Annotated in this window: 16 protein-coding genes; 11 read left to right on the top strand and 5 right to left on the bottom strand. The window is 67.2% G+C overall.

All coding sequences use genetic code 11. From position 1 onward, the window contains the following. Positions 1 to 10 precede the first annotated feature (10 nt). A complete protein-coding gene (locus C7438_RS03640; protein WP_170143550.1) occupies positions 11 to 1,072 on the bottom strand; it encodes an ABC transporter substrate-binding protein in 1,062 nt (353 codons plus the stop codon). A gap of 171 nt (positions 1,073 to 1,243) precedes the next feature. Between C7438_RS03640 and C7438_RS03635 the strand changes: the two genes are divergently transcribed. The 11 genes from C7438_RS03635 to C7438_RS03585 all read left to right on the top strand — a co-directional run bounded on the left by C7438_RS03635 (position 1,244) and on the right by C7438_RS03585 (position 10,170). Then, positions 1,244 to 1,735 carry an ACT domain-containing protein gene (locus C7438_RS03635; RefSeq protein ID WP_211322046.1) on the top strand — a complete coding sequence of 164 codons (492 nt, stop codon included), beginning with the start codon at positions 1,244 to 1,246 and terminating at the stop codon, positions 1,733 to 1,735. Positions 1,736 to 1,790: 55 nt separating this feature from the next. After that, positions 1,791 to 2,843 (top strand): threonine synthase, encoded by a 1,053-nt coding sequence (thrC, locus tag C7438_RS03630; RefSeq protein WP_121443936.1) that lies wholly within the window; start codon positions 1,791 to 1,793, stop codon positions 2,841 to 2,843. 59 nt (positions 2,844 to 2,902) lie between these two features. Further along, positions 2,903 to 3,877 carry a homoserine kinase gene (gene thrB / locus C7438_RS03625; protein ID WP_121443935.1) on the top strand — a complete coding sequence of 325 codons (975 nt, stop codon included), beginning with the start codon at positions 2,903 to 2,905 and terminating at the stop codon, positions 3,875 to 3,877. A gap of 25 nt (positions 3,878 to 3,902) precedes the next feature. Next, positions 3,903 to 4,781, top strand: a complete 879-nt coding sequence (pheA, locus tag C7438_RS03620) for a prephenate dehydratase (protein ID WP_121443934.1) — start codon at positions 3,903 to 3,905, stop codon at positions 4,779 to 4,781. Between the two features lie 101 nt (positions 4,782 to 4,882). Then, a complete protein-coding gene (locus C7438_RS03615) occupies positions 4,883 to 5,674 on the top strand; it encodes a LysM peptidoglycan-binding domain-containing protein (RefSeq protein WP_170143549.1) in 792 nt (263 codons plus the stop codon). 215 nt (positions 5,675 to 5,889) lie between these two features. Then, positions 5,890 to 6,642: an NAD(+) synthase gene (gene nadE, locus C7438_RS03610; RefSeq protein WP_121443933.1), complete on the top strand. Its 753-nt coding sequence runs from the start codon at positions 5,890 to 5,892 to the stop codon at positions 6,640 to 6,642. A 228-nt stretch (positions 6,643 to 6,870) separates the two neighbouring features. Next, complete coding sequence (locus C7438_RS03605; protein WP_121443932.1) at positions 6,871 to 7,599, top strand: YebC/PmpR family DNA-binding transcriptional regulator; 729 nt, start codon at positions 6,871 to 6,873, stop codon at positions 7,597 to 7,599. Between the two features lie 114 nt (positions 7,600 to 7,713). Further along, positions 7,714 to 8,217 (top strand): crossover junction endodeoxyribonuclease RuvC, encoded by a 504-nt coding sequence (ruvC, locus tag C7438_RS03600; protein ID WP_121443931.1) that lies wholly within the window; start codon positions 7,714 to 7,716, stop codon positions 8,215 to 8,217. Continuing rightward, the gene (gene ruvA, locus C7438_RS03595) at positions 8,214 to 8,843 is read left to right on the top strand and encodes a Holliday junction branch migration protein RuvA (RefSeq protein WP_121443930.1); all 630 of its coding nucleotides are present in this window, start codon (positions 8,214 to 8,216) and stop codon (positions 8,841 to 8,843) included. Before ruvC ends, ruvA begins: the two co-directional genes overlap by 4 nt. Before the next feature lie 53 nt (positions 8,844 to 8,896). After that, positions 8,897 to 9,937 (top strand): Holliday junction branch migration DNA helicase RuvB, encoded by a 1,041-nt coding sequence (gene ruvB, locus C7438_RS03590; RefSeq protein ID WP_121444083.1) that lies wholly within the window; start codon positions 8,897 to 8,899, stop codon positions 9,935 to 9,937. Positions 9,938 to 9,942: 5 nt separating this feature from the next. Beyond that, positions 9,943 to 10,170, top strand: coding sequence for a DUF2905 domain-containing protein (locus C7438_RS03585; protein ID WP_121444082.1), 228 nt, complete (start codon positions 9,943 to 9,945; stop codon positions 10,168 to 10,170). Positions 10,171 to 10,227: 57 nt separating this feature from the next. On the opposite strand, the gene C7438_RS03580 is transcribed toward C7438_RS03585, so the two are convergent. The 4 genes from C7438_RS03580 to C7438_RS03565 form a co-directional block, all read right to left on the bottom strand. Then, positions 10,228 to 11,226, bottom strand: coding sequence for a glycosyltransferase family 4 protein (locus C7438_RS03580; RefSeq protein WP_245956477.1), 999 nt, complete (start codon positions 11,224 to 11,226; stop codon positions 10,228 to 10,230). A 174-nt stretch (positions 11,227 to 11,400) separates the two neighbouring features. Further along, positions 11,401 to 12,531 carry a glycosyl transferase gene (locus C7438_RS03575; RefSeq protein WP_121443928.1) on the bottom strand — a complete coding sequence of 377 codons (1,131 nt, stop codon included), beginning with the start codon at positions 12,529 to 12,531 and terminating at the stop codon, positions 11,401 to 11,403. Continuing rightward, positions 12,524 to 13,687, bottom strand: a complete 1,164-nt coding sequence (locus C7438_RS03570) for a glycosyltransferase (protein ID WP_121443927.1) — start codon at positions 13,685 to 13,687, stop codon at positions 12,524 to 12,526. The genes C7438_RS03575 and C7438_RS03570 overlap by 8 nt, the downstream gene beginning before the upstream one ends. Beyond that, positions 13,684 to 14,799, bottom strand: a complete 1,116-nt coding sequence (locus tag C7438_RS03565; protein ID WP_121443926.1) for a nucleotidyltransferase family protein — start codon at positions 14,797 to 14,799, stop codon at positions 13,684 to 13,686. The genes C7438_RS03570 and C7438_RS03565 overlap by 4 nt, the downstream gene beginning before the upstream one ends. Positions 14,800 to 14,982 lie beyond the last annotated feature (183 nt).

The raw sequence follows: 14,982 nt of genomic DNA, 5'->3' as shown, positions 1-14,982 counted from the left end.
CTCCTTTGCTTCAGCGCAGGCTTCGCATTGCCTCTTCGGCGATCGAAGGATCGACGACCGCTTCGTAGGGGAGCCGCGCCGAGAGCATCCCGTTTTCCGCCAGGATGTCGAGCGTGCGTTCGTAGTCCTCTCGCGGCGGCAGGGGATCGGCGCCGAACACGTCCGCTCCTTGGAGGCGGCGTACGATTTCCGCGAGCGTGGGTTCGTCCACTCCCGGGAAGGCGTCGCGGAGCACGCGGGCGACCTCTTCGGGGGCGTGCGAGCGGACGTAGTCCTGGCCGCGGGCTATGGCGCGGGCGAAGCGCACGAAGACGTCGCGCCTGGCCTCGACGCTGCTCTTACGTGCGTGGTAGGACGTGTAGAGGACGTCGCCCGACTCCGGTCCGAACCCCGCGACGACGTACCCCTTTCCTTCGCGCACGAGCGTCGAGGCGAAGGGTTCGAAGAGCTGTACCACGTCTCCCGTACCCGACGCGAAGGCCGGGGCGAGGTTTGCGTAGTCCACGTGCTGGAGGTACTCGAGGTCGCGCCCCGGCTCGAGCCCGTGCTTGCGGAGGACGTGGCGGGCGATCATGTCCGGCATGCCCCCTTTCCGTTGGGCGAGGAATTTCTTCCCTCGCAAGTCCTCCCAACGAAAGGGCTCCATGGGCGTGCGGGAGACGAGGAAGCTCCCGTCGCGCTTCGTGAGGCGGGCAAAGACGACCATCGGGTCTTGCGGGTTTTGGGCGTTCACGTATACCGCCATTTCCGCACCTACGAGGATCACGTCGGCGTTGCCGCTCAGAAGCGCTGTGGTCACCTTGTCGCCCCCTTTGCCGTCGACGAGTTCGATGTCGAGGCCCTCTTCGGCAAAGTAGCCGAGGGCCAGGGCGACGTACTGCGGGGCGTAAAACGGGGAGTGGGTGACCTCGTAGAGGCGGATTTTCGTGCGTTCGCCGGACGGGGACGAGGTCTTCGACGAACTTTGGGAATGCGGGGCGATGTTTTCAGACGGCGCACCTGCCGTGCAGGCGGTTCCGAGGAGGACGAGGGCGGCGAGGAAAAGCCAGGCGAACCGAAAGGGGCGGAACACGCGCATCCCTCCTTCGTCCGGGCAAATGCCCAGCTGTACCCTCGGTGTATGCGCCTCTGCCGGGCTTGGTGCCCGTCCGAAGCGGAGGCGCCCGCTTTCTTGCACGCCTTTGCAGAAGCGCGGTATACTGTCTCCATGTAAAAAACACGTGTCCGTTCGGAGGGGACGAAGGTGGACATCGGATCGCCCGCGGGGGGAAGTTCGCGGCGACCCGGGCGGCGGTACTACCTCGTGCGCGAGGACCTCTTGCCGGAGACGATGCGCCGGGCCGCTCTCGCCCGCGAACGGGTGGAACTCGGGCTTTCTCCGTCCGTCCACGACGCCGTGCGAGCCGTAGGGATCAGCCGAAGCGCCTTTTACAAGTACCGCGACGGCGTCTACCCGTTCGACGACTTTGTTGGCCCACGGCTTGTCGTTCTCTCGCTCCGGCTGCGCCACCGTCCCGGGGTACTCTCCTCCGTCCTCGGGGAGATCGCCCGGCTCGGCGGAAACATCCTCACGATCAGCCAGAGCCTACCCCTCCAAGGTGCTGCGGCGGTCTTCCTCACGGTCGACCTCCGCGAAGTCGAAGAAGACCACCTCCTCCGCCGCCTCGGCGAGCTGGAGGGCGTGCTCGATGCGGCCGTTGTCGGCCGCGGTGCGAGCCCGGCGGGTCTCGGGTAGACCGTCCGGGCCTTTTCCGGGACGTGGGAATTCGCGCGAAAGGAGCGGTCGCACGATGTGGACGGGCATCCTCGACGCCTACGGAAACTACCTTCCCCTCACGGAGCGCACCCCGCGCCTTTCTTTGGGGGAGGGGAACACCCCCCTCGTCGCCCTGCCGCGCCTGGGCGCACGCCTCGACGTTGAGCTCTACGCCAAACTCGAAGGACTCAACCCCACGGGTTCTTTCAAAGACCGCGGGATGGTCGTCGCCGTGGCCAAGGCCCTCGAGGAGGGGAAGCGCGCCGTCATCTGCGCCTCCACGGGCAACACTGCGGCCTCTGCGGCGGCATATGCGGCCCGGGCGGGAATTCGCTCGTTCGTCGTCGTTCCCAAAGGGTACGTGGCCGTGGGGAAGCTCGTCCAAGCCGTAGCCTTTGGCGCGGCGATCCTCGAGATCGAGGGGAACTTCGACGCAGGGCTCCACATCGTGCGGCGCGTCGCCGAGCGGGAGTCCATCGCCCTCGTGAACTCCGTAAACCCGTACCGCTTGGAAGGGCAGAAGACCGCGGCCTTCGAGATCGTCGACGCCTTGGGGGATGCTCCGGACGTCTTGGCGCTTCCGGTGGGAAACGCTGGCAACATCTCCGCCTACTGGATGGGATTTACCCAATACCCGAAGGCGCTCCGTCGCCCTCGGCTTCTCGGCGTTCAGGCGGAAGGTGCGGCACCGATCGTCCGTGGGGCTCCTGTAGAGCGGCCGGAGACGGTGGCGACGGCCATCCGCATCGGGCATCCCGCAAGCTGGGACAAGGCGGTCCGCGCCCGCGACGAGTCGGGGGGTCGGATCCTCGCCGTATCCGACGCGGAAATCCTCGACGCCTACCGCGCCCTCGCCCGGGAGGAAGGGGTCTTTGTCGAGCCGGCGTCCGCGGCGCCAATCGCTGGCCTGTTTGCCGCTCGGCGGGACGGGTGGCTCCCCCGGGGGATCCGCGTCGTCGCGGTGCTTACGGGCAACGGCCTCAAGGATCCCGACACGGCGCTTTCGGCGCACGTCCCGGAGCGCATCGTCCTTCCCGCGGATGAAGAAGCCGTAGTTCGGACCATCGCCCGCGCACTCGGATCTTGAGGCGTAGGTCCGGGGGGCCGCTCGGTCGGTCGCGATACGAGAAGAGAAGGGGGAGCGCGGTGGAAGCGGAGGTCACGCACGAGATGTCCATCCCAGACGGAGGTCCGGGGGCACCCGCGGTCGTCGTCCGCGTACCCGCGACCTCTGCCAACCTCGGATCTGGGTTTGACGCCGTCGGTTGGGCGGTGGACCGCTACCTGTTCGCCGAAGTCCGCCCGGTTTCACCGGGCGATCGCCGGCGCTTCGAAGTTGTAGGCGAAGTTCCCCCCGACGCCCGGGCGGAGGGGGAGTCCCTCTTTTTCCGCGCGGTAGGGGAAGCCTTTGCGCGCGCGGGGCGCGAGGCGCCCGAGCTCGCCGTGCGCCTCCAAAGCGAGATTCCCCCGGGCAAGGGGTTGGGATCGAGCGCGGCGGTGATCGTGGCCGGGCTCGTGGCGGCAAACGTCCTCCTTGGGGGGAGGTTTGCCGTAGAGGAGCTCCTCTCCCTCGCCACCCGCCTCGAAGGCCATCCCGACAACGTGGCCCCCGCCCTCTTGGGCGGTCTCGTGGTAGCTCGGGCGGATGGCGAGGAAGTCGCCGCCGTACGCCTGCGCCTGCCGCGCGTGCCCGCGCTCCTCGCCTTTGTGCCGGAGGTCGAGCTCCGCACGCCTGCCTCCCGCCGCCTCCTCCCCGACACCTACGCCCGCGAGACGGCCGTTGCCGCCGCCGGGCGCGCCGCGCTCCTCGTCGCCGCCTTGGCGGCGGGGGAATTGGAGAAGCTCCCGGCGGCATTCGGCGACGGTCTGCACGAGCCGTACCGCCTGCCCCACATTCCCGGCGCCGCAGAACTGTACGCCCTCTGCGCTTCCGCGCGCGCTCGCGGTTGCCTCGGGTGTTACCTGAGCGGTGCGGGTCCGACGATCATGGCCGTCTTCGCCACGCCGGAGGCGCGGGAGGATTTCCGTCGCCGCTTTTCCGAACACCCGCTCGCCCTCTCCTTTGTGCCCGAACCCCTCGCCCTCGTGGAGGAGGGGGCCGTCGTCCTCGCTCCACGCTAGAAGGCGCAAGCGCGCACAACTTGCGATGCCGAACGAGGTGGAATCCGTGCCTACGATTGCCTATCTCGGTCCCCCGGGGTCGTTTTCTGAGGCGGCTGCCCTCAAGGTCCCGTTGCCAGACAAGACGCTCGTGGACTACCCGACGATTCCCGACGTCCTCGAGGCCGCGGACCTCGGACACACGACCTTTGCGATTATTCCCATCGAAAACGCCATCGAAGGTTCTGTGAACCTGGCGATGGATTGGCTCATCCACGAAGTCCGCCTCATGATCTTTGCCGAGATCGTCCTCCCCATCGCCCACGGCCTCTACGTCGCGCCACCGCAGCGGGAAACGCCGTTCCCTCAGATCGAAAAGATCTTTTCCCACGGGCAGGCGATTGCCCAGTCTTTTCGCTTTCTGCGTCGGACGTTTCCCCACGCCCAGGTGGAGCCGACGCTTTCCACGAGCGAAGCCCTGCGCCTCGTCGCCGAAAACCCGGACCGCCCGTGGGCGGCCCTGGGCCACCGACGCGGGGCAGAGCGCTACGGCCTCGTGGAGCGCATCCGGGACGTTCAGGACAGCCCAAACAACGCGACGCGCTTCCTCCTCGTCGGACACACGCCGCCGGCGGGCTTACCCCCGTCCGAGCGGAAGAAGACGACCCTCCTCGTCACCCTCGGGCGCGACTTTCCGGGGGCGCTCAGCCAGGTCCTCCACTGCTTCAGCTGGCGCGCGATCAACCTAAGCCGGATCGAGTCGCGGCCTACGAAGCGGCGGTTGGGTTCGTACGTCTTCTACATCGACATCGACCGCGGCGTCGACGACGTGCTCATCCCGGCGGCGATGGAAGAACTCCGCGCCCTCGGCCACGAGGTCCGCTTTCTCGGGAGCTACCCGGTGTACGAAGTGGACGACGACTGACGCGGCGCCCATTTTTCGCCACGTTTTCTCCGCACGTGCATAGAAAGGGCGGTGAGGGGTCGGACGCCGAGTCCGAAACGCGGGCAAAGGAGGGCGCTGCCGTGCGGATTCACATCGTCCAGCCGGAGGAGACGTGGGCGGCCATCGCCGAACGCTACGGCACCACTCCCGAGGAAATTCGTGCGTACAACGGCGTTGCGGAGGAAGACCTCCATCCCGGGATGAAGCTCAAGGTTCCCCCGGTTCGTTCGGCCGCGGAGGCCAGAGACCTTCAATCCGCGGAAGCGGATTTCGTCCGGGAGCATGCGGAGGCGGGAGGAGATCCCCCCGCATCCGAGGGCGACGCGTCTTCGCTTTCGGAAGCGGATGCGCCCGACGTGCGCGCGTCGTCCGCCGCGTTTGCCGAGGCGGAGGCCGCCGCAGAGCAGGAGGCGCAGGAAGGGAAGGCTGCCGCTAACGCGTGGCCGTATGCCGCGTCGACATACGTGCCCGTGGGAGCGGGGACGGGGTTTTTCGGATTTGCCCCTTCGCCCGGAGGATGGGGCGCCCCGGGCCTTTGGTGCGTTCCTGCGTACTTCCCGGGATTTTGGCCGCAGGCGGTAGGGGGCGGAGCGGGCGTCTGGCCGCCGACGGCGTGGCCTACGCCGGCGGGGTACGTTCCCGGAAGCTCCGCGGTCGGCGTAGCCTTCCCCCCTCCCGTAGGGATTTCCCCTTGGGGTTCGGCCGAAGTCGGCGCGCGCGCCTTTTGGGAGGGGATCGCCCGCACTTCTTTGCCCGCTTTTTCCGCGCCTTCGGTTGACGAGGCCGTAGAGCCCGGGAAAGACGGGGCGGTTGCGGGGAAAGACGAGGCGTTTCCCGAGATGTTCTGGGGTGGAGACGTCGAGGAGGCGTAGGCGAAAGGCAGTTGGCTGTCTTCGGGTGGGGCGGGCTGTCCAATCGGCCCGCCTTGATTTGTTTTCTCACCCTCGGGGTGTTTCGACAGATTCCCCCGCGGACGAACAGACGGTTTCCGCACCTCGGGACGCTTTGCCTCATCCGGGATGCGTCTGGTATAGTTCTGTTGTGAGGGAAAAAGCGGGCACGCGGGAAAGAGCGCCGAGGTGAAACCGTGGAAGAACTAAAGCAATATCTCGAAGCCTACCGCGTCCGCGTCGCCGAAGATGCGGCGCGGCGTGTGGAGTGGATTCGCGAACTCGTAGACCGAAGCGGGGCGCGCGGCGTCGTCCTCGGCCTCTCCGGAGGGTTGGACAGCGCCGTAGTTGCCGCCCTCGTTCGCCGGGCCGTGGGCAAAGAGCGCCTCACGTGTCTCGTGCTTCCCATAGAGAGCCCCCCTGAGTCCCTCGCCCATGCGCGGCTCGTAGCCGAGGCGCTGGACATAGACGCGCGCGAGGTCGACCTCGGACCTGCCTTTGCCGCCTTCCGTTCGGCATGCGCGTCGATCCTCACGTGGGACGAGCGCTCGGCGGGAAACCTCAAGGCGCGCCTGCGGATGGCGGCGCTGTACGCCTATGCCAACGCCCACGGGTATCTCGTGGCGGGAACCTCGAACCGGAGCGAGCTGTACGTCGGGTACTCCACCAAGGGGGGAGATGCCGTAGCCGACTTCTTCCCCATCGCGTCGCTCACGAAGAGCGAGGTGCGCGTGCTTGCGGAGTACCTGGGAATCCCGCCCGACATCCTGAAGAAGCCTCCGAGCGCCGATCTTTGGCCGGGGCAAACGGACGAGGGCGAACTCGGGCTCACGTATGCGGAGCTCGACCGCTACCTCCTTACGGGCGAGGCTCCGCCGGCCGTGCGGGAGCGCATCGAGGCCCTGCACCGCGCTTCGGAACACAAGCGGGAGCTTCCGCCCTCCCTCTGATCCGGTCTGCCGCTGCCCCGGACGGATACGCCTCCGGGGCGTTTTTGTGTCTTCCGGCAGAAGGAGTCGCGTACGGGCGAGCCCCGCTTGGCGGGGCACCGAGAGAAGCGGCCCCCCGGTCCAAGCTACGGGGCACAAGGCTCGAGGCATGGACGGGATCCCGAGGTCCGCACGACGGGGGTGAGGGCAGACCTCACGTCCACCCCACGAAGAACGGAGGGAAGGCATATGGCCGGTCACTCGAAGTGGCACAACATCAAACGGCGCAAGGCGGCCGTCGATGCCGTCCGCGGAAGGGAATTCGCCAAGGTGTCGCGGCAGATCTATGTTGCGGTGCGGAATGGAGGGGCGGACCCCAAGCAAAACCTCGCGCTCCGCGCCGCGATGGAACGTGCGCGGGAGATCAACATGCCGGCGGACACGATCGAGCGCACGATCAAGAAGGCCCTGGGCGACGTGGAGGGGGCGCGCTACGAGGAAATCCTCTACGAGGGATATGCCCCCGGCGGTGTGGCCGTACTCGTGCAGGCCCTCACGGACAACCGGAACCGCACGGCCCAGACCGTCCGCCACCTGTTTCACAAGCACGGCGGAAGCCTCGGGGAAAGCGGAAGCGCTTCCTACCTCTTTCGCTACACGGGCGTCGTGCAAATTCCCCGCTCGCCGCAGACGGAGCAGGCCGTCCTCCGCGCCCTCGACCTCGGGGCGTGGGAGGTCGAGGAAGACGAGGAGGTCGTCCACCTCTACGTAGAGCCGGACGCGCTCGAGGAAGTGCGCCGAACCCTCGAGTCGGAAGGGATCGAGGTGCGCGCTTCGCGCCTCACATACGTACCGACGCTTACCGTTCGCGTGGAGGGTGAGACGGCCGAGCGCGTCCTCGCGCTCCTCGAAGCCTTGGACGAAGAGGACGAAGTGCAAGAGGTGTACGCCAACGCCGAGTGGGAGGACGTCGGCTGACCGTTTCGCCGCGGCCGCCCCCAGGGAGAATAGGCTGGACGCAAGGGCGCACCGACGCCCGATCTCTGGTACAATTTTGGCAGGGTACAATTTCGGAAGAAAGGTCGTGCGGGGTTGCTCATCCTCGGCATCGATCCCGGCCTCGAAACCCTGGGCTACGGCGCCGTACGCGTAGAGGGGCGGACGCTACGGCCGCACGCCTACGGCGTACTGCGCACGGATGGAGGCCAACGTCCCGAAATCCGCCTCCTCGAGCTCTACCGTTCCATGCGGCGGCTCGTGGAGGACCTCGCGCCGAGCGAGGCCGTCGTGGAACGGCTCTACTTCGGCCGCAACGCCACGAGCGCCATGGCCGTTGGGGAGGCCCGGGGCGTCGCCCTCCTCGTCCTTGCGGAACTCGGGGTACCCGTGTTCTCCTACGCACCGGGGGAGGTAAAGGCAGCCGTCACCGGGTACGGCCGTGCCCCCAAGGAGCAGGTACAGGAAATGGTCCGGCGCATTCTCGGTTTGACCGCCCTCCCGCAGCCAGACGATGCCGCCGACGCCCTCGCCGTTGCCGTCGCACACGCCCACCGCCTCGCGTCGCGCCTTCGCACAGTTGGGGGGACGGGACGGTGATCGACTTTCTCCGCGGTCGGCTTGTGGACGAAGACGCCGAGGGGATCGTGCTCGAGGTAGGGGGAATGGGGTTTCGCCTGCGCACGCCTCGGCCCTTGGGGCTCCCCCGGGGAAGCGAGGTGCTCCTCTACACCCACCTCCTCTTTCGCGAGCGGGACGTAGAGCTCTACGGCTTTTCGACGCCCGAAGAGCGCCGCCTCTTCCTCTTGCTCCTGGGGGTCGGCGGCGTCGGACCCCGAAGCGCCCTCTCCGCGTTGGCGTCCTTTCCCCCGTCGGAGCTCGCCTGGGCCATCGTCCGGGAAGATCGGGACCTCCTTCGGCGGATTCCGGGGATTGGGGAAAAGCTCGCCGCACGCCTCATCCTCGAACTGCGCGATCGCCTGCGCAAGGAGCTGGGGGACGAACTTTCCGCGGCCGCTTCGGAAGGGGCGGCCTTTCGGGAGGTCCTCGAGGCCCTGTACGCGCTCGGCTTTCGGCCGGAAGAGGTCTACCCCCACGTGCGCGTGGCGATTGCCGAAGCGGGCGAAGAACTGGACGCCAACGCCCTTCTCCGCCGCGTCCTTCGCCTCTTGTCCCGACGGGAACGTTCCGCGGAGGGAGCGGGGGACGTCGGACGGGGCGGCTGAGCGCGTGAGGAGAGACACAAGGAGGGATTTCCGTGGACGGGGGGTGGAGGGAAATGGACGGCGCGGCGTTTGCCTGGGAGGAGGAAGCGACGTTTTCCGCCGCTTCCGTCGGACGGGACGATTCGACCGGGGCCTTACGCCCCGCGGCCCTCGACGAATACGTCGGCCAGAGGGAAGTGATCGGCAACCTGCGCGTGTTCCTCGCCGCCGCGCGCCGACGCGGCGAGCCCCTCGACCACGTACTCCTCTACGGCCCGCCGGGACTCGGGAAAACGACGCTCGCCCACATCATCGCCCGAGAAATGGGGGCGGAGCTCGTGGCCACTTCCGGCCCTGTCCTCGAGCGCGCTGGCGACCTCGCGGCCATCCTTTCCGGACTTCAGGAAGGGGACGTGCTCTTCATCGACGAAATTCACCGGATTCCCCGTCCCGTGGAGGAGATCCTCTACGGGGCGATGGAACAGTTCACCTTAGACATCGTCCTCGGGAAGGGTCCGGGGGCGCGCACCTTCCGCCTCGACCTCCCGCGCTTCACCCTCGTCGGGGCGACGACGCGCCTGGGCCTCTTGGGGGCGCCCTTGAGGGACCGGTTCGGCGTCGTCTTCCGCCTCGAGTACTACGAGGAAGACGAACTCGCGCGCATCGTCCTTCGGGCGGCCTCCCGCCTCGGCGTGGAGGTAGATGGGGAGGCGGCGGCGGAAATCGCCCGCCGCTCCCGCGGTACACCTCGCATCGCCCTGCGCCTCCTCCGGCGCGTGCGCGATTTTGCCGAAGTGGAGGGAGACGGGAGGATTTCCCTCGCCGTCGCCCGCCGCGCCCTCGACCGTCTGCGGGTGGATCCGGCGGGGCTCGACCCGCTCGATCGACGCTTTCTCCTCACGCTTATCGACGTCTTTGGCGGCGGCCCCGCGGGGCTCGACGCCCTCGCCGCCGCCCTCGGGGAGGACAAGGGAACGCTCGAAGAGGTATACGAGCCCTACCTTTTGGGCCGTGGCTTTCTCGCCCGCACGCCTCGGGGTCGGGTAGCCCTTCCCCGCGCATACGCCCATCTCGGGCGCCCGTTTCCCGGGGAAGGAGAAGGGGGTAGGGGGTGAGGCCGTTGCTCGGAGAGATCGGGCGCATCCTCATGGTTGCCGGAGCCGTTCTCTTCCTTCTGGGGGCGCTCCTCGCCCTGTTCGGAACGCACCTTCCGTTGGGGCGTCTTCCGGGAGACATCGTGATTCGCCGCGAGCACACGGTTTTTTACTTCCCCCTCACGACTTCGCTCCTCGTGAGCCTCTTTCTTACGCTCCTTCTCTTCCTCCTTCAATTCCTCCTCCGGCGGTGAGGCGCCGGGCCCTGCCCAACACAAAAAGGCCGGCGAAACGCCGGCCCAAGTTGGTTTTTAAGGTTCTCCGAGTACCGTTTCGTACGCCCGGATGTACCCCTCGACCATGTGGTCGAGGGTGAAGTGTTCTTCTACGCGCCTTCGCGCGTCCGCGCGGCGGAGTTCGGCGACGCGCGGCACGGCCTGTACGGCTCCTTCGAGGTCTTCCACGACAAACCCGGTCACGCCGTCCTCGACGATTTCGGGCACGGAGCCTCTCGCTGTTCCGATCACCGGCGTGCCCGTGGCCATCGCCTCGACCATCACGAGCCCGAAAGGTTCTGGGGCCCGCACGAGGTGCAAAAGCGCCAGCGCGCCCCCGAGGAGGCGGTCGCGTTCGCGCGGCCCAACCTCCCCTATGTACTCGATCGACCGCCCGTTTACGTGCGGGCGGATTTTCGTTTCAAAGAACTCGCGGTCTTCGGGAGGAACGGGTCCCGCGAGTTTGAGGGGGATCCCCGTGCGGCGGGAGACTTCGATGGCCAGATCCGGGCCCTTCACGGGGCTAAGGCGCCCCAGGAAGAGGAGGTAGGAACCCGGTCGTTCGACGAAGGTGAAGTCCGCGAGGTCGATTCCGTTGTAGACGTTGGCCACGTACCGGAGTTCCGGCGCTCCCTGGCGTTCCGCGTAGCTGATAGAGACGTACGGCAGGTGGGGAAAGCGGCGGTAGAGAAAGCGAGAGTCCGCCTCCAGAAGCGCGGCTCCGTGCAACGTGGTGAGGACGGGTACCGAGACGAGCGGCGTGAAGGGAAGGGGGAGGTAGTTCATGTGGTTGTGGAGGAGCTCGAGTTCCAGCTCCTCGGCGCGCTTCAGGGCGTGGGCGACGTGCATGAGTTCGCACGGCCGCGGCGGAAGGTCGTCCCGTTCGCCCAGAGGTCCCGGACAGACAGCTTCCAGGCGCGCGGGCGTGTCCGCGTCGGCCGTGGCGAAGAGGACGACGTCGTACCCGCGTTCGACGAGCCCTCGGGCGAGGCTGCCGGCGACGTATTCCCAAGGCCCGTACGCGCGGGGTGGGATGCGCCACGTGATGGGAGCGAGGATTCCGATGCGGCGCGTGTTTTCTCACCTCCTAGGGCACGCGCGACCGGGTTTCGGCGCGGCCCGTCCGGACATGTCCGCCGTTCCGCCCGGCGACAAAGGGATGGGCGGGTTCGGCGTTCGCCCGTTTCCGGGGGCGGGTGCGGCTCCGGTTTACAAGGCCCGACGGCCTGCCTGCTCGAGTTCGGCAAAGAAGACGCTTTCGCCTTGCGGCGTGAGAATGAAGTGTCGGCCCGTGAGGGCAGCCATGCGGACGGCGTAGTAGGCGGTCATGAGGTAGGAGAGCGTCGCCTCCGCCCCCGCGTTTTCGTTGGGCCCGGTCGGCGTGAGGCCGTCGTAGGCAGCACCCTCTTCTTCGTCGACGAGGGGAACTCCGAGGTCGTTGGCCCCCGTAAACCAGGCCGCCGCGCGCGCGAACGTCTCCCGGTAGAGGGGGTTGCGCGTGAGGGCGTACGCCTTTTCCGTCGCCATGGCGAGCTTCCAGACGTCGACGGGTTGCTGATCGAAGCGGGCGATCTTCCCCGGTTCTCCCCAACCGCGGTTGCCGACCGGGCGGACAATCCCGCGGCGGGCGTCGGTCGTCGTGCGGATCAAAAAGTCGAGCGCGGCGAGGGCGATGTCGCGAATCTCCCGATCGCCCGTGACCTCGTACGCTGCGAGAAGCCCCCACGGAAGAAGGGCGTTGGAGTACGTGAGCCGCGGTTCGAACCACGTCCACCCTTCCCGGGCGTGCGCCGCAAAGGCCGCGCGGAATTCGGCGAGCATCTCGTCGAAGGCGCGACGCTCTTCGGTGCTACGGATTCCGCGGTAGGCGAGGGCGGCCAAGGTATAGGCCATCCCCCGAAGCGCGCGGATTTCCCCCCGCCGCACGGGGCCCAACGCGTGTTCGAGGAGTTCGGTGGCGAGCTTCCTGTGCGGACGCTGGGGGAAACTCCTCTCCGCCCATGCAAGCGCCCAAAGGACGCGGCCGTGCAGGTCGTCGGAGGGGGACTCCTCCTCCGGGCGGCCGTCGTAGGTGACGTTGTTGTGGAAGCGGCCGTCGGGCAAACTCACCCATTCGAGGAACGCGAGGTAGATTTCCGCCCGTTCGAGGAGGGCATTCCGAAGTTCTCCGTCGGGGAGTTCGCGGCTCCACGCGAGCGCCGCCCAGAGGGCGCGGGCGTTGTCGTCCGCGGTGTAGCCCTCCTTGCGGCGCGGGAGGAGCTTGTGGGCGTGCTCCAGAAGTCCGGTGCGGTCCGTCAGGCGGAACAGGTGGCGAAAGGAAACCTTTCGACCCCTATCCATGGCTCGGCTTCACCTCGACTTCCGGGGCCAGCGCCTTGCCCAGTTCCCACATCGCGCGGCCCACGTTTTCCCAGCGCATCCTCCGGCCTACGGCACGGAGTCGGCGTTCGAGTCCCTTCCGGTACGCGTCGTCCCGGAGGATCCGCTTCAGCGCCGACGACCATGCGTCCTGGTCGCCGTAAGGGAGGAGGAGGTCGGGAAATCGCCCCAGGAGGTCGCGGGCGTACGTGTAGGGCGTAGAGAGGACGGGACGGCCGAGCCCTACGGCGTACGCCAGCGTGCCGCTGGAGATCTGCTCGAGTCCCGGGTAGTGGGTGATGTATACGTCGCTTACGGCGAGGAGTTCCACGAGCTCTTCGTCGCTCAGGAAGCGGTCGACGAAGCGCACGTGTTCCTCGAGGCCAAGTTCGCGGACGAGGCGTACGAGCTCCTCGCGGTAGGCTTCGCCTTCTCGGCGCCGCACCTCGGGGTGCGTTTGTCCCGCGACGAGGTAGAGGAGCTCCGGCACCTCCTTCACGACCTCCGGAAGGTAGGTGAGGAAGCGGTCGATCCCTTTGCTGCGGCTGATGAGGCCGAAGCTCAGGACGACCTTGCGTCCCGGCACGTCCCATTTCCTCCGCAGGGCTTCGCGGCTGAACCGCGGCTTTGCCGGTGCGCCGTGGGGGATCACCCGAACCTTTTCCGGCGGAATCCCGTACTGCTCTACGAGGTAGCGGACGGCACTCGGCGTCATCACGACGGCTAGGGTGCTGCGGGCGAGGATTTCCTCCTGTATGGCGTCGTAGGGAGGGGTTCGGCGAGAAAAAACGGTGTGAAACGTCGTGATGACCGGTTTTTCGAGCCGCGACAAAAAGTCGAGGAGGTATCGCCCCTCCCCGCCGCCGAAGATCCCGAACTCGTGTTGAACGTTCACGACGTCGACGTCCGAAGCGTTTACCCACTCCGCCGCCTCTCGATAGGCCTCCCGGTCTTCTTTAGGGAGGGTGCGGAGGAAGGGGCTTTCCGGCACCGTTTCCCCGGGGGGTACGACGGCGAGGACGGGGAGATCTTCCTGGGCGAGTCCAAGGGAGGCGATCATGCCGTTTCGCAGGTGGGAGGTAAAGGTGGCAATCCCGCACGCCGTCGGGGGAAAGGTGCTCACGAAGAGGAATTTCATCGGTTGGGCACCGCCTTTGGCGCGACTTCTTCTGCGGATGCGGAGGAGGCCACCTGCGCGGCGGCGCGCAACGCCAGGAGCCGTTCGCGGGAAACCTTGAGGATCGCCGCGTGTACCGTGTACGCGGGTGGCGTCTCCACCCCTTCGCACCCGATCGTCTCGGAGAGATGGCTCAGCTCGCCGACGCGGGCGCGGCGCCAGAGGATCGTCCGCGTGACCGTCGCGCCGCGGCCGACGCGCACGCCTTCTCCGAGGATTGCGTACGGTCCGACGACGGCGTCGTCTTCCACGACCACGTCGTCGGACAGAAGAAGCGGGGGCACGAGGCGCACGTTCTTCCCGATGCGCACGCGCCTACCCACGTATATGCCGCTCTTTGCTCCTGCGGGAAATTCCGGAAGCCGGAATGCACCGTCGAGGAGGTCCCAGTGCGCTTGGCGATAGCGCTCCGGTGTTCCGATGTCCATCCAGTAGCCGTCGAGGAGGAGGCCGTAAACGCCCGCTCCTTCGGCAATGAGGCGGGGAAAGATCTCCCGCTCGATGGACACCTCGCGGCCCCGAGGGATCGCGTCGAGCACGCGCCGTTCGAGAACGTACACCCCCGCGTTGATCCGACGCGAGGGCGCTTCTTCGATCTTTGGCTTTTCGACGAAGCGGAGGATTTCCCCCCGTTCCCCCTGGGCCACGACGCCGTAAGCGGAAGGATCTTCGACCTCCGTAAGCCCTATGGTCACCGCGCCCCCGTGTTCTGCGTGGAAGGCGAGGAGTCGCTCGAGATCTACCAGGTGTACGATGTCCGCGTTGACGACGAGAAAGCGGTCTTCCAGATACGGTTCGGCGTTCTTAATCGCCCCTGCCGTGCCGAGGTATTCCCGTTCCCGGGCGTAGCGGATCTCCACGCCGAGCGAAGAGCCGTCTCCGAAGTACTCTTCGATCACGTGGGCGTGGTGTTTCACGGCGAGCACAAAGCGCGACACGCCCTCCTTGCGGAGATGCAGGATCAGCGATGCGAGCCACGGGCGATTTCCCAGGGGAACCATCGGCTTCGGCAGGTCCTCCGTGATGGGGCGAAGGCGAGAGCCCATCCCCCCCGCGAGCAACAACGCCTGCATCCGTGTCCCTCCTTTTGTCCTGTGTACGCGCCCGCACACGCAAGCCCTTCCCTGCTAGTATGTGCTGCTTGGGCATTTCTCTTCGGCATGCCGGCTTTCGCGCCACGACCGTGCCGCCTGTTCCGGATAGGGCTCGGTGAGTCCCCCTGCGCACGCGATTCTTCTGTCCCTGCGAACGGAATA

The sequence above is a fragment of the Brockia lithotrophica genome (genome assembly GCF_003633725.1).
GTDB classification, from domain to species: domain Bacteria; phylum Bacillota; class Bacilli; order Thermicanales; family DSM-22653; genus Brockia; species Brockia lithotrophica.
This window is presented reverse-complemented; position numbering and strand designations above follow the sequence as displayed.

What these genes read in the sequence shown, in the direction of transcription:
- thrC (WP_121443936.1), top strand. Translation starts at nt 1,791, where the DNA reads ATGTGGACGGGCATCCTCGACGCCTACGGAAACTACCTTCCCCTCACG.
- pheA (WP_121443934.1), top strand. Translation starts at nt 3,903, where the DNA reads ATGCCGAACGAGGTGGAATCCGTGCCTACGATTGCCTATCTCGGTCCC.
- C7438_RS03605 (WP_121443932.1), top strand. Translation starts at nt 6,871, where the DNA reads ATGGCCGGTCACTCGAAGTGGCACAACATCAAACGGCGCAAGGCGGCC.
- ruvB (WP_121444083.1), top strand. Translation starts at nt 8,897, where the DNA reads ATGGACGGCGCGGCGTTTGCCTGGGAGGAGGAAGCGACGTTTTCCGCC.
- C7438_RS03575 (WP_121443928.1), bottom strand. Translation starts at nt 12,531, where the DNA reads ATGGATAGGGGTCGAAAGGTTTCCTTTCGCCACCTGTTCCGCCTGACG.
- C7438_RS03570 (WP_121443927.1), bottom strand. Translation starts at nt 13,687, where the DNA reads ATGAAATTCCTCTTCGTGAGCACCTTTCCCCCGACGGCGTGCGGGATT.
- C7438_RS03565 (WP_121443926.1), bottom strand. Translation starts at nt 14,799, where the DNA reads ATGCAGGCGTTGTTGCTCGCGGGGGGGATGGGCTCTCGCCTTCGCCCC.